This is a genomic window from Curtobacterium pusillum (assembly GCF_007680845.1).
Classification (GTDB): Bacteria; Actinomycetota; Actinomycetes; order Actinomycetales; family Microbacteriaceae; genus Curtobacterium; species Curtobacterium pusillum_B.
Genome location: NZ_VEIY01000009.1, coordinates 20,702 through 46,001, shown reverse-complemented (window position 1 = coordinate 46,001; position 25,300 = coordinate 20,702). Strand labels below are relative to the sequence as shown.

The following is a 25,300-nucleotide window of genomic DNA, read 5'->3' as shown; positions in this document are numbered from 1 at the left end:
GTCTTCCTAGAATCGAGCCGTCCGAGCGACCTGAGGCAGCGGCGATGAGCCGGTTCGATTGCCCCTGCGTCACTCGTCGTTGGGCGCGGCGCCGGAAGCCAGGGCGGCCTCCTCAGCGGAGTCACGGAGCGCTTGAGTGAGCTCGGCCTCCGTGGGAAGGGCGGCCTGCACGGATGGGGGCAGCAGGTCGTAGCTGGCGACACATATCGGATTCTGCTGGCCGGCGAGGGAGTACCGAACGACGGCATCGTTCTTGTCCGCGACGAGCAGCAGCCCGACCGTGTCGGCGTGCTGGGATCGGCGGAGCTTGTCGTCGACGAGGGCGACGTAAAAGCCGAGCTGGCCGAGGTACTCGGGTTTGAACTTCCCGGTCTTGAGCTCAACGACCACGTACCGGAGCTGCTCGACGTGGAAGAACAACAGGTCGACGTAGAAGTCGTCCCCGTCCACGTCGAAGTGCGCCTGCCGGCCCACGAACGCGAACCCTTCCCCGAGTTCGCGGAGGGTGTCGATGATCCGATCGACCAGCGCCTGCTCGAGGTGGCGTTCCTTCGCGTCCCCGTCGAGGGCAAGGAAGTCCAGCACGTACGGGTCCTTCGTGAACTGCTGCGCCAGATCCGAGTCCCCCGGTGGGAGTACCTCAGCGAAGTTCGTCGGCGCCGCGTGCATCCGCGTGTGCGCTACGGATCGGATCTGGTGCTCGAGCACGTTCCGCGACCACCCATGCGCCGATGCTTGGCCGGCGTACCAGTCGCGGCGGTCGTGGTCGTCAAGCCGGTCGAGGAGAACGGTGATGTGCCCCCAGGGCAGTTGTCCAACAGCCTGTTGGACAACTGCATCCGCCGACCACTACCCCGCGAACCGGCGCATGTAGAACAGGTTCGCGCGCGAGAACCCCTTCATCTCCGGGAACTCCGTCCGCAGGTCCGACGCGAGCCGCCCAATGACGTTGCTGCCCCAGCCCTCGTCGCCTTGCCGCTGCAGAATGGTTGCGCCGATCCCCCAGTAGAGACGAATCAGCTCAGTGTTCACGCGGCGCTGCGCCGTGAAGCGGGCAGCGCGCACTTGCAGCTTCAGCTCGGCAAGCACAGCGGCATACCCGGACGGGAGGGCTTGCGCTTCGCTGCACACACTCGAGGAACGGGCGAGTGCGCCTAGGACACCGGGTCGGACGCACTCTGGCTGACCACGCCGCCAAGGACGAGGCAGCCACGGTGCGGAGTCGTGCGCTCAGGAGAGTGCACCAAAGACGCACCACGGGCGCTGCCACAAACAAGAAAACCCCCGCATGAACGGGGGTTTTCTGTGGCGGTACCGGTGGGATTTGAACCCACGGTGGAGTTGCCCCCACACATGTTTTCGAGACATGATCCTTCGGCCGCTCGGACACGGTACCGGGAGAGAGTTTACACGATCCGGGAGGCGCGACTCGCCACCCGGAACAGGCTCGCCCTCCACAGGCACCCGGCATGCATCCCTCATCCACGGCTCAGCCGCGTGGGACCGCGCACCGAACAACTCCGCGTAACGTCCAGCGCATGAGAACCCGCACCACCGTCGCCCTCCTCTCGTCGATCGTCGGCGGACTGACGGTCCTCGGCAGCGCCGCCTTCGGCGCGCGAGCGGGCGTCCGCGGCCAGCGGGCCGCGGCTCGACGAGTGGTCGACATGCTCCCCGTGCACGCCGACTGGTGGCGCGAACGCCTGCAGCACGAAGGGCAGATCACCTACCTCGCCATCGGCGACTCCGCGGCGCAGGGCGTCGGAGCGTCCGAACCGCACCGGGGCTACGTGGGCCTGCTCGCGCGCCGGATCCGGCACCGCTCCCGGATGTCGGTGCGGGTCGTGAACCTCAGCGTGTCGGGCTCGACGACGTGGGGCGCGCGGAAGGACCAGCTCCCGAAGCTCCGGAACTACACCCCCGACATCTGCACGGTGTCGATCGGCGCGAACGACATCGCCGACTTCCACCCGGACAAGTTCGAGCGGAACATCCGCGAGATCTACGGGGCGGTGCCCTCGCACGCGATCGTGGCGGAGCTGCCGTGCATGTTCGTACCGGACCGGGAGCGCAAGGTCGCGGTGGCGAACGAGATCGTGCACCGGGTGGCGGACGAGCTCGGTCTGACGGTGGCGCCGCTGCACACCATCACGAAGCGCGTCGGCCTCCGGCGGACGTTCTTCAACAGCTACGGGGACCTGTTCCACCCGAACGACCGTGGCTACGAGATCTGGGCGAGCGCGTTCGAGCCGGCGGTGGACGCCCGGGTGGACGTCGTCGCGGCGATCCGGCACTACCTCTCCGCTCGTGAAGCGGAGGACCTCGGTGCCGGAGCCGGGGCGGTGGCCACGGCCCGCGCCGAGCAGGACGTCGTCGGCGCCGAGGCCCTCGACCACGCTGACCGACCGGGACGCATCGACCGACTCCGGCAGCGGATGACCGGTTCGGTGCCGCTGCCGGAAGCGATGCGACACGACACAGACGTTCCGGACGACGACCCGAGTGATCACCCGGTCGACGCCCCGAGCGACCGCCCGGGTGATGTCGGCGGCACGGCCTAGCCTGACGACCATGGCGCGCCCGCAGTCCCTCTACCGATGCACTGAGTGCGGCTGGACCAACGTCAAGTGGGTCGGCCGCTGCGGCGAGTGCCAGTCGTGGGGCACGGTGGAAGACGCCTCCGCTGCCTCGGCGAGCTCCCGCGGGACGAGCGCCGTCGCGGTCGCGGGCAACCGGATCGCACGCCCGATCACCGAAGCCCGTGGCACGAGCATGCAGCGCTGGCAGACCGGCATCGGCGAGTTCGACCGCGTGCTCGGCGGCGGCGTCGTCCCTGGTGCCGCGGTGCTGCTCTCGGGCGAGCCCGGCGTCGGCAAGTCCACGCTCCTGCTCGAGGTCGCATCACGCGCTGCGGCGACGGGCAAGCGCGTCCTCTACGTCAGTGCCGAAGAATCCGTGGACCAGGTCCGTCTCCGCGCCGAGCGGACCGGCGCGATGCACGACGACCTGTACCTGGCGAGCGAGGTCGACCTCGGGGTCATCCTCGGTCAGATCGACCAGGTGCGCCCCGACCTCCTCATCGCCGACTCCGTCCAGACCATCTCGTCGAGTTCGATCGACGGCATCGCGGGTGGGACGTCACAGGTGCGCGAGGTCGCGTCGACCCTCATCCGCGTCGCGAAGGACCGCGCGCTCCCGGTGCTCGTCGTCGGGCACGTCACAAAGGACGGCACCATCGCGGGCCCGCGCCTGCTCGAGCACCTGGTGGACGTCGTCTGTCACTTCGAGGGCGACCGACAGACCGCACTCCGCTTCGTCCGCGCGCTGAAGAACCGCTTCGGTCCGACGGACGAGGTCGGCTGCTTCGACATGGCCGGGGACGGCATCCACGAGGTCCCGGACCCGAGCGGCCTCTTCATGTCGAAGAACGGCGCGCCGGTGTCCGGCACGTGCGTGACGGTCGCGCTCGAAGGGCGTCGTGCCCTCCCGGTCGAGGTGCAGGCGCTCGTCGTCCCGAGTTCCGCGCCGCAACCCCGTCGTGTGGTGAACGGGGTCGATGCGTCCCGCGTGGCGATGCTCCTCGCGGTGCTCGAACGCCGTGCGGGCCTGAAGCTGTCCGACGCGGACGTCTACGTCTCGACGGTCGGCGGGATGAAGCTCACCGAGCCGGGGGCAGACCTCGCGATCGCGCTCGCCCTCGCGAGTGCGGCGCGCGACCGCCCGTACCCGCACACGCTCGCGGCGGTCGGCGAGATCAGCCTCGCCGGTGAGATCCGTCCGACCACGGGCACGAAACAGCGCGCGAGCGAAGCAGCACGCCTGGGGTTCACGACCGTGCTCGGCGCAGATGCGCAGCACCTCCGCGAAGCGCTCCGGGTCGCGTTCTCCCTCGCCGCCAGTGAGCGCGAACGGGAGCTCGACCGCGCGTTCTGACGAGGCCGCGCCATCTGACGAGACCGCGTCAGGACCCGCCGGCCGAACGGTGCCAGCGAAAGAGCGTCGACCGCCCGCCGTTAGGCCCGCAGCGCGGCGAGCAAGTCCTCCGGGGTCGCCTGCATCGTGTGCGGGCCTGCGATGTCGAAGAACACGCCCTCGAGCGAGTCGAGGTGCGCCGCGATGAACTCCTCGAGCCGCGCACCGTCGTAGACCAGGACCTGTCGGACCTTCTCGTCCGGCACCATCGCGGTGTAGGCGTCCGCCGACGAGAACAGCAGCAGGATCCGCTTGTCCGAGCCCTCCCGCCCGAACACCCGAACCTGCATGTCCTTCTTCCCGGTGACGAGCCGCGGGACGATCACGATGTCGTTGCGGAGCGCGAACGCCACCGCGGCGACGTCCTGCTTCGCGAGGGCTTCCTCGAGCTGTTCGCTCCGGAAGCGCTGTTCCTTGTCTGCCATCACCCCTAGTCCACCAGATTCATGGCCGATCGGCGACTCGGGCTCTTCCGTTCTGGCCCGGAGCAGGTACATTGGTACCAACCGCTTCGGCGGGAGTCCATCGTTCTTCCGGTGCTTAGCACCTCGAGCGCCATCGGTCACTGGCCTTCCCCGGCCGCCTGGCCCCGAACCCGTTCCGCCGGCCCAATGCCCGCGGGGCGCATCGATCCCACGACAACTCCGTCGGTGGATCGGCGGTAGCGAGTACCGCTTCGCAAGACAGATCGGCTGCAGAAGCCGACTGGCAAGAAAGTAAGGAACGCCATCATGGCATCGACCGGCACCGTCAAGTGGTTCAACAACGAAAAGGGCTTCGGATTCATCGCCCCGGACGACGGAAGCGCTGACGTCTTCGCTCACTTCTCCGCGATCGCTGGCAACGGCTACAAGTCGCTCGAGGAGAACCAGAAGGTTGAATTCGACATCACCGAGGGCCGCAAGGGCCCGCAGGCGGAGAACATCACCGTCCTCGGCTGATCTCCTTCAGCTCGAACGGGCCCGTCGTCTTCGGACGACGGGCCCGTTCCCGTTTCCGGCACCATGCGGGCGTGGGGCACCAGGAAGCGGACACAGCACCACGAACTTCCGCGGTGCTGTGCCCGGAACCAGGTTCTGCACGCGCAGCGCCGCGCGCACACCGACGGACGCGCAGCGACGCGCACACCGACGCACGCAAGAAAGACGGGCCTACTCGAGGATGAACTGCACCGAGTCCTTCGACTCGATGTTCCCCACCGCCACCTGCAGGTGGTAGCTCGCTCCCCCGCCGGTCACCGACGGCCGTGACGAGTCACACGTCGACGTCGACGAGCGCGTCCGGTCCCACTCGATCGCCGGCGTGGTGAGGGTCTGCCCGGCCTTGATCGTGACGTCCTGGTTGGTGCCGCCGGTCTGGCAGTCCTTCGAGGACCAGTACTGCTCCTGTCCGGAGCTGATCGTGAGCACCTGCTGCGCGGACCCGAGGTCGAGGTGGCACGAGTTCGACCCGGTGTTCTTGATCGACATCGCGATCTTCGGGTCCTCGGTGGGACCGTAGGCGGTCTTGTCGATGACGGGGGTCAGCTGCACCTGGTCCTTCGCGCACGTCGACCCGTCGGCGGCGGAGGAGGAGGCAGCAGAAGACGAGGACGAGGACGACGACGCGGAAGGCGTCGACCGAGCAGACGACGACGCAGACGCACCGGGCGCCGGCGAACCCGAAGCACCAGGAGACGCCGACGCCGACCCCGCCGCCCCCGGCTCCGCCGACGTCGCTCCACCCCGCCCGACGACGATCAGGACGACGACGACCACGATGAGCAGGAGCACCCCGACGACGGTGGCGCGACGACGCCAGTAGACGCCCGGCTTCTCGGGCCCGACGGGGTGACGGAACGACGACATGCGCACAGGGTAGACAACACCCCGAGCCGAGCGGGCGAACCCCGCCGAGCCGCTTCCGAAAGCGTCAGAGGATCTTCAGCATGCGGGTGTTGCCGAGCGTGTTCGGCTTCACCCGGGCGAGGTCGAGGAACTCCGCGACCCCTTCGTCCGACGACCGCACGAGCTCGGCGTACACCGAGGGCTCGACGACCTGCTCGCCGATCTCGAGGTACCCGTGCTTCGCGAAGAACTCGACCTCGAACGTCAGGCAGAAGATCCGGGCGACGCCGAGTTCACGGGCGTCGTGTTCGAGCGCTTCGAGCATCCGGTGGCCGACGCGCTTGTGGATCCAGTCCGCGTCGAGTGCGAGCGTGCGGACCTCGGCGATGTCGTCCCAGAAGACGGCGAGGGCACCGCAGCCGATCGGGACGCCGTCGGGGCCTTCGGCGATCCGGAACTGCTGGATCGAGCCGTAGAGCGCGACGTTCTCCTTGCCGAGCAGGATCCGCCGGTCGACGTAGGGGGCGATGAGCCGCTGGATGTGCGGCACGTCCGAGGCGAGTGCCGGACGCACGAGGATCCCGTGTTCGTCCCGCTCGTGGAACGCGTGCTTCCCGTGCGCTGTCATCTCCACCACCCTAGTGCGCGCCGGTCGTCGGCCCTGGATGCGGAGGCGACGCTCGGGGGACACCGGTCTGGACGGCGTTCAGCCGCCGACGCCTACCGTCCGGTGCATGCCTCAGATCATCGAAACCGTCGACGTCACCGTCCCCGTCCGCCAGGCCTACGACCAGTGGACCCGATTCGAGGAGTTCCCCCTCTTCCTCGACGAGGTCGAGAAGATCGTCCAGGTGGACGACAAGACCACCGACTGGACCGTCAAGGTCGCGGGCCAGGAGCGCCAGTTCCGCGCCGTGATCACCGAGCAGCACCCGGACGAGCGCGTCGCCTGGACCGTCAAGGACGGCGAGACCGACCACGCGGGTGTCGTGACGTTCCACAAGCTGTCGGACACTGAGACGCGCGTGACCGCGCAGATTGACTGGGAGCCCACGGGCCTCCTCGAGAAGCTCGGTTCCGCGGTCGGCGTCGGTGGCCACGCGGTCAAGAAGGACCTGCAGAACTTCAAGGAGCGGGTCGAGAACGCCCCGACCGAGCCCGGCTGGCGCGGCGACGTGCAGGCGTAGACAGCACGGATGAGCAGACGGGAGGCGCGGTGCCAGCTGGCACCGCGCCTCCCGTCGCTCGTGTGGTCACGTCCACCGCCCCGGACCGGCTGATCAGTCGGCGAAGCCCCGCACCGGGAACCGACCTTCCGCGGCGGTGAACCGTTCGCGGGCTGCGTCCAGGACCGCACGGAAGGCCAAGCTGTCGGTGAGTCCGTACCCGACCTCGTCCTCCCGGGCCTCGAGCCGCGGGAACACGGCGTCGCAGAAGGCATCGAGGTCCGCTCCGTGCGCGGCTCCCGGCCCGGCGAGCCCCGTGGCGACCGCCGGCGGCAGCAGCTCCGTGACCTGCGTGACCGTCCCCCGATGCGCTGCCCGGAGCGTCGTGGTCCAGCTCCGCACGGCCGCCTTCGCCGCACTGTAGACGGGTGCGAAGGGCTGCGGGACGACTGCTCCGCCGCTCGTGACGACGACGATCTGTCCGGCCGGAGCCGCCCGGACGAGGTCGCCGAGCAGCGCCGTCAGGTGCACCGGGGCGCTGAGGAGCAGGTCGATCTCCTGCTGCCGCTCGGACCACGGCGCGTGGTCCTCCGCCCAGGCGACGCGCCGCTGGATCCCGGCATTGAGCACCAGGACGTCCAGCCGACCGAACCGCTCCCGCACCGCGTCGGCGAGCCGCTCCCGGTCGGTCGGCGTGCTGAGGTCGCCGGCGATCCCGACGGCTCCGGGCAGGACGGCCACCGTCGCGTCGAGCCGACGCTGGTCGCGGCCGGAGACGACCACGGTCGCGCCGGTGGCCACGTACCGCTCCGCGAGCCCTCGTCCGATCCCCGACGTCCCGCCCGTGATGAGCACCACTCGTTCTGTTGACACGGAAACATGATCGCCTGCCCCTGTTTCCATGTCAACACGGCAGGCTAGGATCGGACGGTGGACGAACGACTCGACGACGACGAACTCCGCCGCTGGCAGGCCTGGAAGCGGGCGACCGACAGCGTGTGGGACCAGGTCGCGCGCGCGGTCACGCTCGCGACGGGGCTGTCCGGGCCGGACTTCTCCGTCCTCACCCGGCTCGTGGAGGAAGGCGACGGCTCGCTCCGGCAGCAGCGCCTCTCCGACGACCTCCGCTGGGAGCGCAGCCGCCTGTCGAGGCACCTCGCACGCATGGAGCAGCGCGGTCTCGTGGAACGCAGCGGCGACACCGCAACCCGGCTCGTGACCGCCACACCCGAGGGGCGTGCGCTCGTCGGACCAGCGCGCGCAGCGCACGCCGCCGCCGTCCGCGCGGCGCTGCTCACCCGGACGAACGACGACCCGACGTTCTGGCGCACCGTCGAGCAGCTGGCTGGGCGGTGACCGTCACCACGTGACAGACGGGAGGCGCGGTGCCAGCTGGCACCGCGCCTCCCGTCTGTCTGTGGGTCGGGTCCTAGGACTCGATCTCGCCCTGCGGAGCGTCCACGGTCTCGACCGCGGCAGCCCCGGCGAGGACCTCCTCGCGACCCGGCTGACGCCCGGTCTCGAACAGGAACTTGCCATCGGCGAAGTCGACCTTCACGTGGTCACCGGCATTGAGCTCACCCTGCAGGATGTGCTCGGACAGCTGGTCCTCGACCTCGTGCTGCATCGCGCGGCGGAGCGGGCGAGCACCGAGTGCCGGGTCGAACCCGACCTTGATGAGCTGCTCCTTGGCGGGGAGCGTGAGCTCCACCGTCATGTCGCGGTCGAGCAGGCGGTCCGACAGGCGCTTCACGAACAGGTCCACGATCTGCAGCAGCTCGGGCTGCGACAGCTGCGGGAACACGATCGTGTCGTCGACGCGGTTGAGGAACTCGGGCTTGAAGTGCTTCTTGAGCTCCTCGTTCACCTTCGAGCGCATGCGGTCGTAGCCGACGCCGGAGTCACCCTCGATCTGGAAGCCGACCGGACCACCGGCGATGCCCTGCGAACCGAGGTTCGTGGTCATGATGATGACGGTGTTCTTGAAGTCGACCACGCGGCCCTGACCATCGGTCAGACGACCCTCTTCGAGGACCTGGAGCAGCGAGTTGAAGATGTCCGGGTGGGCCTTCTCGATCTCGTCGAAGAGGACCACGGAGAACGGCTTGCGGCGCACCTTCTCGGTGAGCTGGCCACCCTCCTCGAACCCGACGAACCCGGGAGGGGCACCGAAGAGTCGCGACACGGTGTGCTTCTCGCCGAACTCCGACATGTCGAGGGAGATCAGTGCACCCTCGTCGTCGAAGAGGAACTCCGCGAGCGCCTTGGCGAGCTCGGTCTTCCCGACGCCCGTGGGGCCGGCGAAGATGAACGAACCCGACGGGCGGTTCGGGTCCTTGAGGCCGGCGCGGGTGCGGCGGATGGTCTTGGAGAGGGCCGAGATGGCCTCTTCCTGACCGATGACGCGCTCGTGGAGGGCCTTCTCCATGAAGACGAGACGCGAGGTCTCCTCTTCGGTGAGCTTGAACACCGGGATGCCCGTGGCCTGGGCCAGGACCTCGGCGATGATGCCCTCGTCGACGGTGCCGGATGCGGCGACGTCACCGGCACGCCACTGCTTCTCGAGGCGGAGACGCTCGCCGAGGAGCTTCTTCTCCTCGTCGCGCAGGCTTGCGGCCTTCTCGAAGTCCTGCTCCTCGATCGCGGCTTCCTTCTGCCCGCGGACCGTCGAGATCTTCTCGTCGAACTCGCGGAGCTCCGGCGGCGCCGACAGGATCGACAGCCGCAGGCGAGCGCCGGCCTCGTCGATCAGGTCGATGGCCTTGTCCGGCAGGAAGCGGTCCTGCACGTAGCGGTCCGCGAGGTTCGCCGCGGCGACGATCGCGCCGTCGGTGATGGACACCTTGTGGAACGCCTCGTACTTGTCGCGGAGGCCCTTGAGGATGTTGATCGCGTGGGGCAGCGACGGCTCGTTGACCTGCACCGGCTGGAAGCGACGCTCGAGTGCGGCGTCCTTCTCGAAGTGCTTGCGGTACTCGTCGAGCGTGGTGGCACCGATGGTCTGGAGCTCACCGCGGGCGAGGAGCGGCTTGAGGATCGACGCGGCGTCGATCGCGCCCTCGGCAGCACCGGCACCGACCAGCGTGTGGATCTCGTCGATGAAGACGATGATGTCACCGCGGGTGCGGATCTCCTTCGTGACCTTCTTGAGGCGCTCCTCGAAGTCACCGCGGTAGCGGGACCCGGCGATGAGCGACCCGAGGTCGAGCGAGTAGAGCTGCTTGTCCTTCAGCGTCTCGGGCACGTCGCCCTTGACGATCGCCTGGGCGAGACCCTCGACGACGGCGGTCTTGCCGACGCCGGGCTCACCGATCAGGACGGGGTTGTTCTTGGAGCGGCGGGAGAGGATCTGCATGACCCGCTCCATCTCCTTCTCGCGCCCGATGACCGGGTCGAGCTTGCCGTCGCGAGCGGCCTGGGTGAGGTTCCGACCGAACTGGTCGAGGACCTGCGAACCCTGCTGCGCGTTCTGCTGGGTCTCGCCGCCGACGGCGACCGCTTCCTTGCCCTGGTAGCCGGACAGGAGCTGGATGACCTGCTGGCGGACCCGGTTGAGGTCGGCGCCGAGCTTGACGAGGACCTGGGCTGCGACACCCTCGCCCTCGCGGATGAGGCCGAGCAGGATGTGCTCGGTCCCGATGTAGTTGTGACCGAGCTGCAGCGCCTCGCGCAGGGACAGCTCGAGCACCTTCTTGGCGCGCGGCGTGAACGGGATGTGCCCGGTCGGCTGCTGCTGGCCCTGCCCGATGATGTCCTGGACCTGCTCGCGGACGGCATCGAGCGAGATGCCGAGCGACTCCAGCGCCTTGGCCGCGACGCCCTCGCCCTCGTGGATGAGGCCGAGGAGGATGTGCTCGGTGCCGATGTAGTTGTGGTTGAGCATCTTCGCTTCTTCTTGAGCGAGGACGACAACACGACGGGCTCGGTCGGTGAATCTCTCGAACATGTGCTCTCCCTTGCCGGACCGGTGGAGGTCCGGTGACGTACTTCGAGAGTAACCAGCGCTCCCCCGTCGGTCTGCCCCTGTTCGCCGTGGGCGTGACCTCGTTGCGGAGGTGCGCGCATGGCGGACCGGGGGCCGTGTCCGGGTGCGGTCGGTACGATCCGGAGCATGGATCAGCCCGTCGTCGGACTCGTGGTGCACCCGACCAAGAACGTGCAGGAGTCCGTCGTGACCCTGCAGCGCTGGAACTCGTCCGGACGCGGTCGTCTCGTCGCCCGCCGTGCCGACGCACAGCGCATCGGCGGTGGTGTCGACGTCATCGGCGACGAGGACTTCACCGAGGAGGTCGACCTCGTCGTCGCACTCGGCGGGGACGGCACGATGCTCGGGGCCATGCGTCTCGTGGCGAAGCGGCCCGTGCCGGTGCTCGGGGTGAACTACGGCAACGTCGGGTTCCTCGTCGAGATCGAACCACCGGAGCTCGAAGCGGCGCTCGAACGGCTCTCCGCCGGCGACTACCAGCTCGAACCGCACCACGCGCTCGAGGCCCGGCTGTTCTGGAGCGGGGCGCGGACGGACTACCTCGCGTTCAACGACCTCACGATCGTGCGGCGACCTGGTGCCGGGCAGGTCTCGGCGGACCTCAGCGTCGGCGGGCTCGGCTACGGGTACTACCGGGCGGACGCCATCGTCGCGGCCACCCCGGCCGGCTCCACCGCCTACAACTACGCGGCGGGCGGTCCGGTGCTCTCCCCCGCGCTGTCCGGCTCGGTCGTGACGCCGGTCGCGCCGATGGCGGGCATCGACCGCGCCGTGGTGCTCGCCGCGCGCGAGCGCTACCGGTTCGACATCGCCGAGGGCACCAGGAGCGCGGCGCTCGAGGTCGACGGACTGGTCGTGGGCGAGGTCGCCACCGGCGCGCAACTCGACGTCCGGCTCCGGAAGGACGCCGGCAGCGTCGTCCGGCTCGATGCCGAGCGGCACGGACGGACGGGGCGGGTGAAGCTCAGCCTGCTCGACCTCCCGGTGCGCCCGGACCAGCTCATCGAGCTCATCCCGCAGGACCTCCGGCAGAAGCTCGGCCGCGAGGTCGAGGAGTAGCCCCGGACGGACGAGTGGCCCGCCCAGGCAGTGCCTGAGCGGGCCTTCCCATCACCCCACCGGACCGTTTTCCCACGGAACGATCCGGGTCCCCTGCCGACGCTCACGCGCCGGCCGAAGTCGCTGACCTAGTCGGTCAGGTACAGCTGCATGTCCTGCGAGACCGCCTTGGCGAATAGGCGGAGCTTGGCGCGGGACTCCACACGGCTGACCGCCTGGCGCGTCGTGTGGACGATCTTCGAGATCTCGTCGAGCGTCATCGGCTTGTCGTCGTCGAGGCCGTAGCGCATGCGGATCACGTTCGCTTCGTCGCTCGGGAGCTCGGCGACGATGGAGCGGATGTCGCGGTGCAGGAGCGTCGTCTCGGTGAGCTCGTTCGGGGACGCGGCGTCCTCGTCCTCGATGAAGTCGCCGAGTTCGCTGTCGTCCGAGTCGCCGACCACGGTGTGGATCGACACGGGCTCGTGCGAGCGGCCCTTGAGGTCGACGAGTTCCTCGACGCTCATGCTCAGCTCGGCGGCGACCTCGTCGGGCATCGGCGCACGGCCGAGGTCGACGGTGAGGTCGCGCTCGGTGCGCGAGATCTTGTTGATCAGCTCCACCGTGTGCACGGGGATGCGGATCGTGCGGGCCTTGTCGGCGAGACCGCGGGAGATCGCCTGACGGATCCACCAGGTGGCGTACGTCGAGAACTTGTAGCCCTGCGTGAAGTCGAACTTCTCGACCGCGCGGACCAGACCGAGGTTGCCCTCCTGGATGACGTCCATGAACGGCAGGCCGCGCTGCGAGTAGCGCTTGGCGATGCTGACGACGAGTCGGAGGTTCGAGGTGATCATGCGCTCCTTGGCACGCTCACCGTCGCGGACGAGCCAGCGCAGCTCGCGCTGCAAGGTCTTCGCGAGGTCCTTCTCGGTGTTCAGCTTCTCTTCCGCGAAGAGGCCGACCTCGATCCGGCGGGCGATCTCGGCTTCTTCCTCGGCGGTGAGGAGCGAGAGCCGGCCGATGTGGCGCAGGTAGTCGCCGACCTGGTCGACCGAGGCGCCGCGGACGCCGGCGAGCTGCTCGTCGGCTTCGACCTCGGTGTCCAGCGTGGTGCTCTCGACCGCCGTGACGGGGGGCTTCGTGGCGGCCGCCTTCTTGTTCCGGCGGGCGGTCGTGCCGGTGGTCGTCGTCTTGGGTGCTGCGGTGGTGATCGTCATGATGACTCTCCCTGCGTTCGACGGTGATGGCCTCGTTGGGGGGTGTGACGAGTAAAGCGTTCCGGAGGTGTACCCCACAAACCGATGGGATCGATTCCCAGGGATCTCCGTGATTCGTCATCGGAACCGTCCCCCGTGGGGTACAGCCCGTCGTCAGTCTGGTCCTCCGAACCGCGGGTCCACAAGCCCGTTTCGTGATGTTTCCGGCGCTGCATCGGTGTTTCTTGGGCGTTTCCGATCGTGTACCCCGAGGCACTGCGCCGAGCGGACACAGAAAAGGGGTACGGCGTTCCGGATCGGTGCGATCCGGCTGCCGTACCCCGATGAACGGGTGGTGGGGGTCACCAGGACGGTTCGAGCCACCCCTCGCGACGCCTCGAGACCTCGAGGTCGGCGTCGCGGTCGAACTCGTCGTACTCGCTCTCGATGTCGCCGACGAGGCTGCGACCGGTGAAGACGTGCGTGATTGCCATGCGGACGATCGTCACCCCGCGACGCGACGACCGGGTGAACGGCTGGTGACGGGGTCCGGGCGCGCAGACGTCGATGTCGACCGCGGCGAGCGCGGTGGACGGTCGTGGTAGCTGGGCGCCGGGCGCTACTCGGCGGAGGCGGGCGTCGGCGCGGGGCGGCCGTGCTCGCGCTCGAAGCGGGCGCGCTCCTCGGCCTCGACCTTGGCGTAGGCGGCACGCTCGGTGCGGTCCGCCCGCATGATGGCGCGCATGACGAACCAGAAGATCAGGCCGACCACGACGGTCGGCGTCAGGGCGAAGATGATCCCGGTCACGACTCCATGCGGCACCCGAGCATCCTAACCCCGGGGCCTGCGGGCTACTTGACCAGGGGGAAGAGGATCGTCTCGCGGATGCCGAGCCCGGTGATCGCCATGAGCAGCCGGTCGATGCCCATCCCCATGCCACCCGACGGCGGCATCGCGTGCTCGAGCGCCCGCAGGAACTCCTCGTCGACGCGCATCGCCTCCGGGTCGCCCCCGGCGGCGAGCTTCGCCTGCTCGACGAACCGCTCGCGCTGCACGACCGGGTCGACGAGCTCGGAGTACGCCGTCGCGAGCTCGAAGCCACGGACGTAGAGGTCCCACTTCTCGACGATGCCCGGACGGCTCCGGTGCTCGCGGGTCAGGGGTGAGGTGTCGACCGGGAAGTTCATCACGAACGTCGGGCGGTCGAGGGAGTCGATGACGAAGTGCTCCCAGAGCTCCTCGACGTACTTGCCGTGCGTGGCGTGGGAGACCTCGACACCCTCGGCGGCGGCGAGCTCCTGCAGCTCGGACAGCGGCGTCGCGGGGGTGATCTCCCGCCCGGCGGCCTCGGACAGCGAGCCGTACATGTCGATCCGCGGCCACTCGCCACCGAGGTCGTACGTGCTGCCGTCGGCCAGGGTGACCTCGAGCGCGCCACCGGTCACCGCACGGGCGGCGTTCTGCACGAGCTCCTGCGTCAGGTCGGCCATCTGCTCGTAGTTGCCGTACGCCTGGTAGGCCTCGAGCATCGCGAACTCGGGCGAGTGCGTCGAGTCGGCGCCCTCGTTCCGGAAGTTCCGGTTCACCTCGAACACGCGGTCGATCCCGCCGACCACGGCGCGCTTGAGGAAGAGCTCCGGTGCGATGCGCAGGTACAGCTCGGTGTCGAACGCGTTCGAGTGCGTGACGAACGGACGCGCCGAGGCGCCGCCGTGCTGGGTCTGCAGCATCGGCGTCTCGACCTCGAGGTAGTCGTGGCCGGCGAACGTCTGGCGGATCGACGCCATCACGGCAGCACGGGCGCGGACCGTGGCGCGGGCGTCCTCGCGCACGATGAGGTCCAGGTAGCGCTGGCGCACCCGGGTCTCCTCGTTCAGCTCGTTGTGCAGGTTCGGCAGGGGCAGGATCGCCTTCGCGGCGATGGCCCAGTCGTCGACCATGATCGACAGCTCGCCCCGACGCGAGGAGATCACGCGGCCGTGCACGAACACGTGGTCACCGAGGTCGACGAACTCCTTCCAGCGCGCGAGGGACTCGTCGCCCACCTCGGCGAGGGACACCATCGCCTGGATGCGGGCGCCGTCGCCGGACTGCAGGGTCGCGAAGCAGAGCTTCCCGGTGTTGCGGGAGAACACGATCCGACCAGCAACCCCGACGACGTCGTCGGTCTCGGTGCCGGTCTCGAGGTGGTCGTACTGCGCCCGCACGGCCGGGATCGTCGTCGTGATCGGGAGCTCGGCCGGGTACGCCTCGATCCCCGACTCGAGGAGCTTGGCCCGCTTGTCGAGCCGGACCTGGCGCTGCTCGCTGGTCTCCTCGGCTGACAGGACGTCGGCTGACAGGACGTCTGCGGGGGTTGCTTCGCTCATGCTGGTGCGGCTCCGATGGGTCGTGGGGGTCCCGGAAATCGTACAGCGCGCCCGGAGGCCTACAGCGTCGGTTGCCCGTCCGCAGCGGCGAGCGCGTTCTCGACCGCCGAGCGGATCAGCGCACCGAGGACGCGGCCCGGGTGCTCCACCCCGATCCCGTCGAGCGTGCCCGCGGACTGGTCGACGATCGCGGTCGAGAAGCTCACCGCAGCGCGGACGGCGTCGGAGTACGCGGGGCGGTCCTGCTCGGCGACGACGAAGGGCTCGGCCCCCATCTCGACCACGAGCGCCTGGGCGATCGGCAGCACGGGCGCGGGGGCGGTCACCGCGCAGTACGCGTCGCGCAGTCGGACGAGGTCGACGCTGGTGCCGGTGAACGCCATCGCCGGGTGGATCGCGAGGGGGATCGCACCGGCGGCCATGGCCGGGGCGAGGACGCCGACGCCGTGGTCCGGGCTGGTGTGCACGACGAGCTGCCCCGGCTGCCAGATCCCCGCGTCGGCGAGGCCCTGCACGAGGCCGGCGAGCTGGTCGTCCGGTACGGCGAGGAGCACGAGTTCGCTGCGCTCGACGAGGTCCGGCGTCTCGAGGACGGGTGCGCCGGGCAGCATCGCCTCGGCTCGGTCGCGGCTCCCCTCGGAGACGGCGGTCACCCCGACGACGGCGTGCTCGGCGTTCGCCAGCGCCGCGCCGAGCACGGGTCCGACGCGTCCCGCGCCGATCACGCCGACGCCGAGTCGTCCGGCCCTCATCGTGCGGCTCCTGGTGGTGGGACCTGGCCCCAGAGCCGGTCGGGAGGCACGGTGCCGGTCGCCCACTCCGGGTCCGCAGCGTGCGTGGCGGGGCCGCGCCGCGCCTCCCGTTCGCGCCACCGGTGGGACGTGTCGGCCGCAGCGGCCTCGACGGCTCGCGCCGTGACGAGCGACCAGAGGTGCTGCGCATCGTGCGCGTCCAGCGCCCCCACCGCGGCCGTCACCGGTCCCGGCACGGTCTGCACGTGCACCGTGGCGAGCCGCAGCGCGCGTTCGACCGGTCCCTGCGACACCTTGACGCTCTGCACGCGCGGCAGCGGGACGATCACCAGCGATCGCCAGACCGCCCCGAGCCGGAGCAGGACGGCGCCGGGCACGAAGCGGTAGCCGTTCCGGCGGAACGCGAACGGGCGGAGCCAGGCGCCCCGCCGCGGCGAGTGCACGAAGCCGCCGCGGTCGCCCGAGGTGGTGAGGCTGTCGTCCACCACGTCGACCGCCTCGGCCGACCCCTCGCGGAGCTGCTCCGGGGAGGCGGACGGGCCGACGACCGCGGTGCCGACGAGGCCGGGGAGGATGATGTCGAGGACCTCGCGGACGTCACGAGCGGTGCCGACGGGCAGGACGATCGAGGAGACCTGCTGGTTGTTCGACGAACCGTTGCCGGCGTTCGTCGCACGGTTGATCCGGACGTCCCACCAGCCGAACGGGCGCCAGAGCAGCGGTTGCGCGACGCTGACGGCGTGGATGCGGCCGGGCGGGAGGGTCTCGTTCGAGGTGGACACCAGGCCGAACCCGATCCGGATGCCGTCCCGGGTCTCGGCGATCGTGTACTGCAGCGAGCGGGAGAACTTGCGGACGTAGTAGCTGCCGGCGCCGATCACCGCGGGGAACAGGCCGAACAGGATCCCGTACTCGCCGGTGAGCGCGACGCTGACGATCATCGCCGCGACCGCCAGCAGGATGAAGACCGTCGTGCCGGAGAGCAGCATCGACGCGATCAGCCGTCCGGGGTGCACCTTGACGATCCGGGTCGCGCGGACCGCGGCGGGGTCGAGCTCCGGCGAGAAGATCTCGTCCACACGGTCCTGCAGGACGCCGTTCGATGCGCGCCGGGGGCCGTCCCGGTCGTCCTCCTTCGCGCCCGAGGCGAGCACGAGGATCCGCTGCCGGAGGTCGTCGGCGGCGGTCACCCCGAGGTACGCCAGCTGCACGTTGGCGTCGTTGCCGGCCTGCGCGATCTCGAGCTTCGCGGTCCCGAAGATCCGCGGGATCAGCGGCCGCGAGATGTTGATGCCCTGGATCCGGTCGAGCCGGGCCTTGCGGTTCGTGCGGAACAGGACGCCGGAGCGGACCTCGACGATCTCGCCGGTCACCCGGAACTCGTGCATCCGCCAGGACAAGTAGAACAGCCCGATCAGCACCACGAGCACCACCACGACACCGAGCAGCACCCACCCGACCACGCCGTGTTCGTACACGTAGCGCACGGGGTCGCCGTCCTCCTGCGGGCCGCTCCCGGGGATGAAGAACTCGACGAGCTGGTCCCGCAGGCTGTTGAGCACGTACCCGAGGACCACGATGAGGAAGATGCCGCCCTTGAGCAGCGGCGTCAGTGGGTGCAGCCGGTGCCACTCGCCGTCGGTGAGCGGTGCCGCCGCGGCCGCGTTGCCCCGGCGCTGCTGTTGCGGCGGGGGCGGCGGTGGGCCGGGTCGGAAGGTCACGGCTCCCCCTACAGTCCGGCGCGACGGGACTCGGCGAGCTCGACCAACCGGTCACGCAGCTGGTCGGCGTCGGCGAAGGGGATGCCCGGGATGCGGACGTTCGTCGAGGCGGCAGCGGTGACGAACTTCAGCTCGCTCATGCCGAGCACGCGGTCGAGCGGTCCCCGGTTCACGTCCACGAGCTGCATGCGGCCGTACGGCACCGCGGTGAAGCGCTGCCACATCAGGCCGCGCCGGAGCACGAGGTCGTCGTCACGCAGGGCGTACCCGATCGCCCGGACACGGCGGGGCGTCAGCGCGGCGGTGATCGCGGCGACGACGAACACCACGATCGCGATCGACGTCCACACGGTGCCGGCGGTCCGCCCGAAGCCACCGTTGACCACACCGATGATCACGCAGCCCGCCGTGACGACGACACCGATGACGACGGTCGTGATGAGCTCCGTCCAGACCAGCTTCGGCGACACCCGGGTCCAGGTGGTGCCGGTCAGGCCGAGGCCGGGCTCGTCGAGTCGTTCACGCGGCATCGCGAGCCTCCTGCGGTCGGTCCTGCTGGGTCAGTGCGCCTGCGTCGTACCGCCCCGGGGCAGGTCGTCGTCGTCATCGTCCTCCGGCGGCGCGATGCACATGCGCTCGGCGACGAGTGCGCACACGGTCAGCACGAGCCCGCCCCCGACCGCCACGACGTTCGGCAGGATCGAGCCTAGCGAAGGGAACGCGGAGCGGGTCAGGAGGTAGACCAGCAGCCCGAGACCGAACGCCCCGAAGAGTGCCCCGCAGATGCTCGACGCCTTCGCGAGCACCACCACGCGCGTCGCGTAGAGCGGGTCCACCGGACGCTGCCGGCCGGCGCCGTCCCGTGCGTGCCGACGCACCGGACGCGCCATGAGCACGACCGCGATGCCGATGAGGGCGAGGGTGACGCCGAGGGGCGGCGACAGGAACAGAGTCGGTGCCTGGCGCGAGGCTAGCACCGCGTCGAGGGCGAAGCCCGCCACGGCCGCCACCAGGGCGACGCTGACGAGCGTGGAGGCACGGGTCGGCTTCACGGGCGCACCTGCGGCTCGTCGGGTCGGCCGGGGTCGTCGAACAGGCGCGGCTCGTCCACGCGCTCGGTGTCGTCGCCGAGTGCGGCCAGCAGGTCGGCCACGGGTCCGGCGCCGGGCAGGACGGCGTCCGGGTCGGCATCGAGCCACGGTGCGAGCACGAACGCGCGTTCGGCGGCGCGGGGGTGCGGCACGGTCAGGGTCGCCGTGTCCACGGTCTCCGTGTCGTACGCCACGAGGTCGAGGTCGAGCGTCCGGTCGCCCCAGCGGACCTCGCGGGTGCGACCGTGGGCGTCCTCGATGCCGTGCAGGGCGTCCAGGAGCTGCTGCGGCCGGAGCTCGGTCTCGACGACCACGACGGCGTTGCGGTACCGCGGCTTGGTGGTGTCCGGACCGTCGAGCGTCACCGCGGTCGACTCGACCTCCCGGCTGGAGGCGACCGGACGCACGCCGGGCAGCGCGGCGATCGCGGTCGAGGCCGCGCGCAGCGTGCTCCCGCGGTCGCCGAGGTTGGCGCCGAGGGCGATCACCGCCCGGCTCACTCTTCTTCCTCGTCGCGGCCGTCCGCCGACCGGACCCCGCGCCGGGTGCGCCGGATCGTGATCGACACGTCGGTGAACGGCACCGTGATGGGCGCCTGCGGCTTGTGGACGGTGACCTCCGTCGCGAGTGCGGCACGGTGGGTCAGCACGGCGGCCGCGATGCGCTCGGCGAGGGTCTCGATGAGGTCCACCGGGTCCCGTTCGATCTCGGCGACGACCTGCTCGGCGAGCACCCCGTAGTGCACCGTGTTGTCGAGGTCGTCGCTGTCGGCGGCCCGGCGGGCGTCGACCTCGACCGCGACGTCGACGACGAAGTCCTGCCCGTCGGCGCGCTCGTGGTCGAAGACGCCGTGGTGGCCGCGCGCGCGGACCCCGGTCAGGCGGATGGTGTCGTTCACGATCGAGCTGCCCTCCAGGCGTCCCAGACGTCGAGCACGGCACGGGTAGGTGCCGGGTCGTGCACGCGGACGCCCCACGCGCCGCGTTCGGCGGCGAGCAGGCTGATGGCCGCGGTGGCCAGGTCGCGGTCCTTCGGCGTGGCACCGGCAGCGCTGCCGACACCGTCGAGGAACCGCTTGCGGGACGCGGCCACGAGCACCGGCAACCCGATGGACGCGAACCGCTCGTAGCCGGCGAGGATCTCCCAGTTCTGGGCGCCATGCTTGGCGAACCCGAGCCCCGGATCGATCACGACCTGTTCCTGCCGCACCCCGAGGACGATGAGCTCGGCGACCCGCAGTTCGACCTCGCGCCGGACCTCGTCGACGGCGTGCCGGTACTCGGCGTTCCGGTACATCCGGTCGCTGTGCCCGCGCCAGTGCATGACGACGAACCCGGCTCCGGTGTCGCGGACCACCCGTGCCATGTCGTCGTCGGCGAGACCGCCGGACACGTCGTTCACGATCGCGGCGCCGAGCTCCACCGCACGCTCGGCGGTGCCGGCGTTCATCGTGTCGACGCTCACCGGGATGCCCTCGGCGACGAGCTGCTGCACGACCGGCAGGACGCGGCGCTGCTCGACCTCGACGGGGACGCGCTCGGCACCGGGACGGGTGGACTCCCCGCCCACGTCGACGAGGTCTGCGCCGGCGGCGACGAGCTCCCGCGCGTGCTGCACGGCCGCGTCGTACGCCTCGTGCAGGCCACCGTCGCTGAACGAGTCCGGCGTGACGTTGAGGATGCCCATCACCCGGGTGCGGTCGTCGACCCCGGCGTCGCGCGCGCGGTCCCGCCGCCGGCCGGTCACGATCTCCGGCACCGGCGCTGGTGCGCGGAGGTCGATCGCGACCGTCGGCGGTTCAGCGGCTGCTGCCCGCGCCTGGCTCACCTCGGCGAGCCGACGGGAGCGCCTCGTCGGCAGGTCGGTCATGCCGGCCTACGCGGGGGCGATACCCGGGTTGCCGAAGGGACGGCGACGGGGCTTCGACGACTCGGTGTCGGACTGCTCGGACGCGGTCGAGGCGGCCTTGCCGGGCACCTCGATGGCGGGCAGGTTGCTCACCGGGCGGCTGTCGCTGGACAGCCACTGCGGACGCTCGGGCAGCTTGCGGACGTCCTTGAAGATCTCCACGAGCTCGGGCGCGTCGAGCGTCTCCTTCTCGAGGAGCTCACCCGCCAGGCGGTCGAGGATGTCCCGGTTGTCGTTGAGCACCTGGTAGGCCTCGTCGTGGGCCGCTTCGAGCAGCGCACGGGTCTCGGCGTCGACCGTCTCGGCGATGTTCTCCGAGTAGTCGCGTCCGGTCCCGCCGCTCATGTCGCGACCGACGAACGGCTCGCTCGACCCGGAGCCGAGCTTGACGGAACCGACCGCACGGCTCATGCCGTACTCGGTGACCATCTTGCGCGCGGTGCCGGTGGCCTTCTCGATGTCGTTCGACGCACCGGTGGTCGGGTCGTGGAACACGATCTCCTCGGCGACGCGGCCGCCCATGGCGTAGGCGAGCTGGTCGAGGAGCTCGTTGCGGGTGACGGAGTACTTGTCCTCGAGCGGGAGCACCATCGTGTAGCCGAGTGCACGGCCGCGCGGCAGGATCGTGATCTTCGTCACCGGGTCGGTGTGCCGCATGGCCGCAGCCGCGAGTGCGTGTCCGCCCTCGTGGTACGCCGTGATCAGCTTCTCCTGGTCGGACATGATCCGGGTGCGGCGCTGCGGGCCGGCCATCACGCGGTCGACCGCCTCGTCGAGGGCGCGGTTGTCGATGAGCTGCGCGTTCGAGCGGGCCGTCAGGAGCGCGGCTTCGTTGAGGACGTTCGCCAGGTCGGCGCCGGTGAAGCCCGGCGTCTTGCGGGCGAGGAGCTCGAGGTCGACGCTCGCGGCGAGCGGCTTGCCCTTCGCGTGCACCTCGAGGATCTGCTTGCGGCCCTGCAGGCCCGGAGCGTCGACGCCGATCTGCCGGTCGAAGCGACCCGGGCGGAGGAGCGCGGGGTCGAGCACGTCGGGGCGGTTCGTCGCCGCGATGAGGATGACGTTCGTCTTGCCGTCGAAGCCGTCCATCTCGACGAGGAGCTGGTTGAGCGTCTGCTCGCGCTCGTCGTTGCCTCCACCGATGCCGGCGCCGCGGTGACGACCGACGGCGTCGATCTCGTCGATGAAGACGATGGCGGGCGAGTTCTGCTTCGCCTGCTCGAAGAGGTCACGGACGCGGCTCGCACCGACACCGACGAACATCTCGACGAAGTCCGAACCGGAGATCGAGTAGAACGGCACCCCGGCCTCGCCGGCGACGGCGCGGGCGAGCAGGGTCTTGCCGGTCCCGGGAGGGCCGTACAGCAGCACGCCCTTCGGGATCTTGGCGCCGACGGCCTGGAACTTCGCCGGCTCCTTGAGGAACTCCTTGATCTCCTGGAGTTCCTCGATCGCCTCGTCGGAGCCCGCGACGTCCGCGAAGGACACCTGCGGGTTCTCCTTGTTGTTCATCTTCGCCCGGGACTTGCCGAACTGCATGACCTTCGAGCCGCCGCCCTGGGCGCTCGAGAGCAGGAACCAGAACAGACCGCCGATGATGAGGAACGGCAGGATGATGCCGAGCAGCGAGAGGAACCAGTTCGACTGCTGGACGGTGTCGTTGTAGCCCTTCGGTAGGTTGGCGTCGTTGACGGCCTTGATGACCTCTTCACCGCGAGGCGTCGAGTAGTAGAACTGCTCGTGCGCGTTGCCGTCCTTCAGGGTGAGGTCGACACGCTGCTCGGTGGAGTTCACCACGACCGAGGAGACCTTGCCGTCGGAGAGCTGCTCGAGGCCCTTCTGGGTGTCGATCTGCTGGGTACCCGCCTGGCTGATCACGCTCCAGCCGATGAAGATCCCGATCAGCGCGATCAGCACGTAGATGTACGGGCCGCGGAAGATGCGCTTGAAGTCCATGTGATCCGGGCGCCAGGGCCCGACACCTTTCTCTGCCGAAGTTGCGTGCTGATCAGCATACGGCGGCGATTCTGTGGCGAGAATGGGTGTCCTCTGCGGGCGAACTCCCCGTCCGCCCGGTGCCCGCTACGAGTAGACGTGCGGCGCGAGCACGCCCACTCCGCGGAGGTTGCGGTAGCGCTCGTCGTAGTCCAGGCCGTACCCGACGACGAAGGCGTCCGGGATGTCGAAGCCGACGTACTTGACGTCCACCTCGACCTTGGCGGCCTCGGGCTTGCGGAGGAGCGCGACGATCTCGACGCTCGCCGCACCGCGGGACTCGAGGTTCTGCTTGAGCCAGGACAGCGTCAGGCCGGAGTCGATGATGTCCTCGACGATGAGGACGTCCCGTCCGTGCACGTCCGTGTCGAGGTCCTTGAGGATCCGCACCACGCCCGAGGACTTCGTGCCGGAGCCGTACGACGACACCGCCATCCAGTCCATCCGGGCCTGCATCTTGAGGTGCCGCGAGAAGTCCGCCATCACCATGACCGCGCCCTTGAGGACACCGACGAGCAGCGGATCGCGGCCCGCGTAGTCACGGTCGACCACCGCGGCGATCTCGGCGAGCTTGTCGTCGATCTGCTCGGGGGTGAAGAGGACTTCGGACAGGTCTGCCTGGACGTCGGAGAGTTCCACCACCACAGACTAACCGGCGCTGAACGCCAGCCGGTCCCCCGATCGCGACGCCCGGACCCCCGGGAGGTCGATCGGTCCCTGGCCGCTCCAGTCCGTGACGAGCCGGCACACCTCGAGGGTCTGCACGCGGGACAGCGTCACGCCGAACTCGCTCGCCACCGCGAGCCGCACCAGCCGCTGCCGGAGGGCGGGCGGGTTCGCCGCGAGCTGCCGGACGGACAGCGAGATGCCCGCCTCGGAGTGCTCGGCGAGGTCCTCCGCCATCTCCTCGGCGAAGTGGTCGAGCGCGGCGGCGTCCTCGCGGAGCTGGTCGGCCGTCCGTGCCAGCGCCTCGGGCACCCCGGGGCCGAGCTCCCGCTCGAGCGCGGGCATGAGGGTGTTCCGGACACGGACGCGGGCGAACGCCGGGTCGTCGTTCTGCGGGTCGTCCCACGGCGCGAGTCCGGCCGCCGCGCAGGCCTGCCGCGTGGTGTGCCGTCGCACCCCGAGGAGCGGCCGTCCGTACGCGGGACCGGCGTCGCGCCTGGTCAGCGGCGCCATGCCGGACAGCGAGTCCGGGCCGCTGCCCCGGGCGAGCCCGAGCAGCACGGACTCGGCCTGGTCGTCCAGGGTGTGGCCGAACAGGACCAAGGGTGACCCCGTCTCGGACGCGACGTCGGCGAGGGAGGCGTGTCGCGCCTCCCGAGCGGCCCCTTCGGGCCCACCGTCGGACCCGACCGTGACCCGACGGACGGTCACCGGTGCGAGTCCCAGCTCGGACGCCAGCCTGGAGGCGCGGCTCGCCACCGCCTCGGATCCCGCCTGCAGCGCGTGGTCGACGACCACCGCACCGGCCCGGAGGTCCTGCTTCGGCGCCTCGAACGCGGTCGCGGCGGCGAGCGCCAGCGAGTCGGCTCCGCCGCTCAGCGCGACGAGCACGAGGTCACCCGGGCGCACCACCGACTCGGCGAGCGCCTGCGCGAGGAGGACCCGGACCGCGCGACGGGTGCCGGCGACCGCGGAGTCGAGCCGAGGACGCGGAGTGTTCACCCGGTAACGTTAGCCGCGCTTTCCCCCCGCCAAGAGACCAGGAGCGCAAACATGGCCGCGTACGACGTCGTCGTCGAGATCCCCAAGGGCAGCCGCAACAAGTACGAGGTGGACCACGAGACCGGTCGCGTGTACCTCGACCGCGTGCTGTTCACCTCGTTCGTCTACCCGACCGACTACGGGTTCTTCGAGGAGACCCTGGCCGATGACGGGGACCCGGTGGACGCCCTGCTGCTGCTCGAGTTCCCCACGTTCCCGGGCGTCGGCGTGAAGGTCCGCCCCGTCGGCGTCTTCAAGATGAGCGACGAGGCCGGCAAGGACGAGAAGGTCCTCGTCGTCCCCGCGAAGGACCCGCGCTGGCAGCACATCCAGGACATCCAGGACGTCCCGGAGCAGACCAAGGCCGAGATCGCGCACTTCTTCGAGCGCTACAAGGACCTCGAGCCGAACAAGTGGGTCAAGGCCGAGGGCTGGGGCGACGCCGCCGAGGCCGAGGCCATCGTGCAGGCCGGCCAGAAGGCGTACGTGCCCGCCGGTCACTGACCCGTCCGGTCACTCGCTCGGAACCAGGTTCCGGACACAGCACCGCGCATCTGCGTGGTGTGGTGTCCG

At 70.0% G+C, this 25,300-nt stretch carries 26 protein-coding genes, 1 tRNA gene and 1 pseudogene; 7 read left to right on the top strand and 21 right to left on the bottom strand.

Annotated features, from left to right (window positions below):
- Positions 1-69: 69 nt before the first annotated feature.
- Positions 70-1,089 (bottom strand): annotated as a pseudogene (locus tag FS825_RS16565) (PDDEXK nuclease domain-containing protein).
- Between the two features lie 217 nt (positions 1,090-1,306).
- Positions 1,307-1,396, bottom strand: a tRNA-Ser gene (locus FS825_RS16560).
- Positions 1,397-1,538: 142 nt separating this feature from the next.
- Here FS825_RS16560 and FS825_RS16555 point away from each other — a divergent pair.
- A complete protein-coding gene (locus FS825_RS16555; RefSeq protein ID WP_144715191.1) occupies positions 1,539-2,561 on the top strand; it encodes an SGNH/GDSL hydrolase family protein in 1,023 nt (340 codons plus the stop codon).
- Between the two features lie 10 nt (positions 2,562-2,571).
- Positions 2,572-3,933, top strand: a complete 1,362-nt coding sequence (gene radA, locus FS825_RS16550) for a DNA repair protein RadA (protein WP_260981290.1) — start codon at positions 2,572-2,574, stop codon at positions 3,931-3,933.
- 80 nt (positions 3,934-4,013) lie between these two features.
- Here radA and FS825_RS16545 read toward each other — a convergent pair whose 3' ends face one another.
- Positions 4,014-4,397: an SseB family protein gene (locus tag FS825_RS16545; protein WP_186377304.1), complete on the bottom strand. Its 384-nt coding sequence runs from the start codon at positions 4,395-4,397 to the stop codon at positions 4,014-4,016.
- Between the two features lie 306 nt (positions 4,398-4,703).
- Between FS825_RS16545 and cspE the strand changes: the two genes are divergently transcribed.
- The gene (gene cspE, locus FS825_RS16540; protein ID WP_017887662.1) at positions 4,704-4,913 is read left to right on the top strand and encodes a transcription antiterminator/RNA stability regulator CspE; all 210 of its coding nucleotides are present in this window, start codon (positions 4,704-4,706) and stop codon (positions 4,911-4,913) included.
- A gap of 210 nt (positions 4,914-5,123) precedes the next feature.
- Here cspE and FS825_RS16535 read toward each other — a convergent pair whose 3' ends face one another.
- Positions 5,124-5,819: a hypothetical protein gene (locus tag FS825_RS16535; protein WP_144715186.1), complete on the bottom strand. Its 696-nt coding sequence runs from the start codon at positions 5,817-5,819 to the stop codon at positions 5,124-5,126.
- Between the two features lie 64 nt (positions 5,820-5,883).
- Positions 5,884-6,426 carry an amino-acid N-acetyltransferase gene (locus FS825_RS16530; protein ID WP_186377303.1) on the bottom strand — a complete coding sequence of 181 codons (543 nt, stop codon included), beginning with the start codon at positions 6,424-6,426 and terminating at the stop codon, positions 5,884-5,886.
- 106 nt (positions 6,427-6,532) lie between these two features.
- Between FS825_RS16530 and FS825_RS16525 the strand changes: the two genes are divergently transcribed.
- On the top strand, positions 6,533-6,985 hold the full coding sequence (locus tag FS825_RS16525; RefSeq protein ID WP_144715184.1) for an SRPBCC family protein: 453 nt from the start codon (positions 6,533-6,535) through the stop codon (positions 6,983-6,985).
- A gap of 93 nt (positions 6,986-7,078) precedes the next feature.
- Here the strand turns inward: FS825_RS16525 and FS825_RS16520 are convergent, their stop codons facing one another.
- Entirely contained in the window at positions 7,079-7,837 is a 759-nt protein-coding gene (locus tag FS825_RS16520) for an SDR family NAD(P)-dependent oxidoreductase (RefSeq protein ID WP_222126954.1), read from the bottom strand.
- Between the two features lie 57 nt (positions 7,838-7,894).
- On the opposite strand from FS825_RS16520, the gene FS825_RS16515 reads away from it, so the two are divergent.
- Positions 7,895-8,320: a MarR family winged helix-turn-helix transcriptional regulator gene (locus FS825_RS16515; protein ID WP_144715180.1), complete on the top strand. Its 426-nt coding sequence runs from the start codon at positions 7,895-7,897 to the stop codon at positions 8,318-8,320.
- A 73-nt stretch (positions 8,321-8,393) separates the two neighbouring features.
- Here FS825_RS16515 and FS825_RS16510 read toward each other — a convergent pair whose 3' ends face one another.
- Positions 8,394-10,910, bottom strand: coding sequence for an ATP-dependent Clp protease ATP-binding subunit (locus FS825_RS16510; protein WP_144715176.1), 2,517 nt, complete (start codon positions 10,908-10,910; stop codon positions 8,394-8,396).
- A 165-nt stretch (positions 10,911-11,075) separates the two neighbouring features.
- On the opposite strand from FS825_RS16510, the gene FS825_RS16505 reads away from it, so the two are divergent.
- Positions 11,076-12,008, top strand: a complete 933-nt coding sequence (locus FS825_RS16505; RefSeq protein ID WP_144715175.1) for an NAD(+)/NADH kinase — start codon at positions 11,076-11,078, stop codon at positions 12,006-12,008.
- A 128-nt stretch (positions 12,009-12,136) separates the two neighbouring features.
- On the opposite strand, the gene FS825_RS16500 is transcribed toward FS825_RS16505, so the two are convergent.
- The 14 genes from FS825_RS16500 to tilS all read right to left on the bottom strand — a co-directional run bounded on the left by FS825_RS16500 (position 12,137) and on the right by tilS (position 24,688).
- The gene (locus FS825_RS16500; RefSeq protein ID WP_144715173.1) at positions 12,137-13,207 is read right to left on the bottom strand and encodes a sigma-70 family RNA polymerase sigma factor; all 1,071 of its coding nucleotides are present in this window, start codon (positions 13,205-13,207) and stop codon (positions 12,137-12,139) included.
- Between the two features lie 341 nt (positions 13,208-13,548).
- A complete protein-coding gene (locus tag FS825_RS19030) occupies positions 13,549-13,680 on the bottom strand; it encodes a hypothetical protein (protein ID WP_260981289.1) in 132 nt (43 codons plus the stop codon).
- 125 nt (positions 13,681-13,805) lie between these two features.
- Positions 13,806-14,009 carry a hypothetical protein gene (locus FS825_RS16495; RefSeq protein ID WP_144715171.1) on the bottom strand — a complete coding sequence of 68 codons (204 nt, stop codon included), beginning with the start codon at positions 14,007-14,009 and terminating at the stop codon, positions 13,806-13,808.
- Positions 14,010-14,038: 29 nt separating this feature from the next.
- On the bottom strand, positions 14,039-15,556 hold the full coding sequence (gene lysS, locus FS825_RS16490; protein ID WP_144715169.1) for a lysine--tRNA ligase: 1,518 nt from the start codon (positions 15,554-15,556) through the stop codon (positions 14,039-14,041).
- 59 nt (positions 15,557-15,615) lie between these two features.
- Positions 15,616-16,308 (bottom strand): Rossmann-like and DUF2520 domain-containing protein, encoded by a 693-nt coding sequence (locus tag FS825_RS16485; RefSeq protein ID WP_144715167.1) that lies wholly within the window; start codon positions 16,306-16,308, stop codon positions 15,616-15,618.
- Positions 16,305-18,029 (bottom strand): PH domain-containing protein, encoded by a 1,725-nt coding sequence (locus tag FS825_RS16480; RefSeq protein ID WP_144715165.1) that lies wholly within the window; start codon positions 18,027-18,029, stop codon positions 16,305-16,307. The genes FS825_RS16485 and FS825_RS16480 overlap by 4 nt, the downstream gene beginning before the upstream one ends.
- A gap of 8 nt (positions 18,030-18,037) precedes the next feature.
- Positions 18,038-18,559: a PH domain-containing protein gene (locus FS825_RS16475; protein ID WP_144715163.1), complete on the bottom strand. Its 522-nt coding sequence runs from the start codon at positions 18,557-18,559 to the stop codon at positions 18,038-18,040.
- A gap of 30 nt (positions 18,560-18,589) precedes the next feature.
- The gene (locus FS825_RS16470; protein ID WP_144715161.1) at positions 18,590-19,081 is read right to left on the bottom strand and encodes a DUF3180 domain-containing protein; all 492 of its coding nucleotides are present in this window, start codon (positions 19,079-19,081) and stop codon (positions 18,590-18,592) included.
- Complete coding sequence (folK, locus tag FS825_RS16465) at positions 19,078-19,620, bottom strand: 2-amino-4-hydroxy-6-hydroxymethyldihydropteridine diphosphokinase (RefSeq protein WP_144715159.1); 543 nt, start codon at positions 19,618-19,620, stop codon at positions 19,078-19,080. Before folK ends, FS825_RS16470 begins: the two co-directional genes overlap by 4 nt.
- Positions 19,617-20,018 carry a dihydroneopterin aldolase gene (folB, locus tag FS825_RS16460; RefSeq protein WP_144715157.1) on the bottom strand — a complete coding sequence of 134 codons (402 nt, stop codon included), beginning with the start codon at positions 20,016-20,018 and terminating at the stop codon, positions 19,617-19,619. The genes folK and folB overlap by 4 nt, the downstream gene beginning before the upstream one ends.
- Positions 20,015-20,989 carry a dihydropteroate synthase gene (folP, locus tag FS825_RS16455; protein ID WP_144715155.1) on the bottom strand — a complete coding sequence of 325 codons (975 nt, stop codon included), beginning with the start codon at positions 20,987-20,989 and terminating at the stop codon, positions 20,015-20,017. The genes folB and folP overlap by 4 nt, the downstream gene beginning before the upstream one ends.
- Before the next feature lie 6 nt (positions 20,990-20,995).
- Positions 20,996-22,981, bottom strand: a complete 1,986-nt coding sequence (gene ftsH / locus FS825_RS16450; RefSeq protein WP_144715153.1) for an ATP-dependent zinc metalloprotease FtsH — start codon at positions 22,979-22,981, stop codon at positions 20,996-20,998.
- 126 nt (positions 22,982-23,107) lie between these two features.
- Positions 23,108-23,659, bottom strand: coding sequence for a hypoxanthine phosphoribosyltransferase (gene hpt / locus FS825_RS16445; protein WP_144715151.1), 552 nt, complete (start codon positions 23,657-23,659; stop codon positions 23,108-23,110).
- Positions 23,660-23,668: 9 nt separating this feature from the next.
- Entirely contained in the window at positions 23,669-24,688 is a 1,020-nt protein-coding gene (gene tilS, locus FS825_RS16440; RefSeq protein ID WP_144715149.1) for a tRNA lysidine(34) synthetase TilS, read from the bottom strand.
- Positions 24,689-24,739: 51 nt separating this feature from the next.
- Between tilS and FS825_RS16435 the strand changes: the two genes are divergently transcribed.
- Entirely contained in the window at positions 24,740-25,231 is a 492-nt protein-coding gene (locus FS825_RS16435; RefSeq protein ID WP_144715147.1) for an inorganic diphosphatase, read from the top strand.
- The last annotated feature ends 69 nt before the right edge of the window (positions 25,232-25,300 follow it).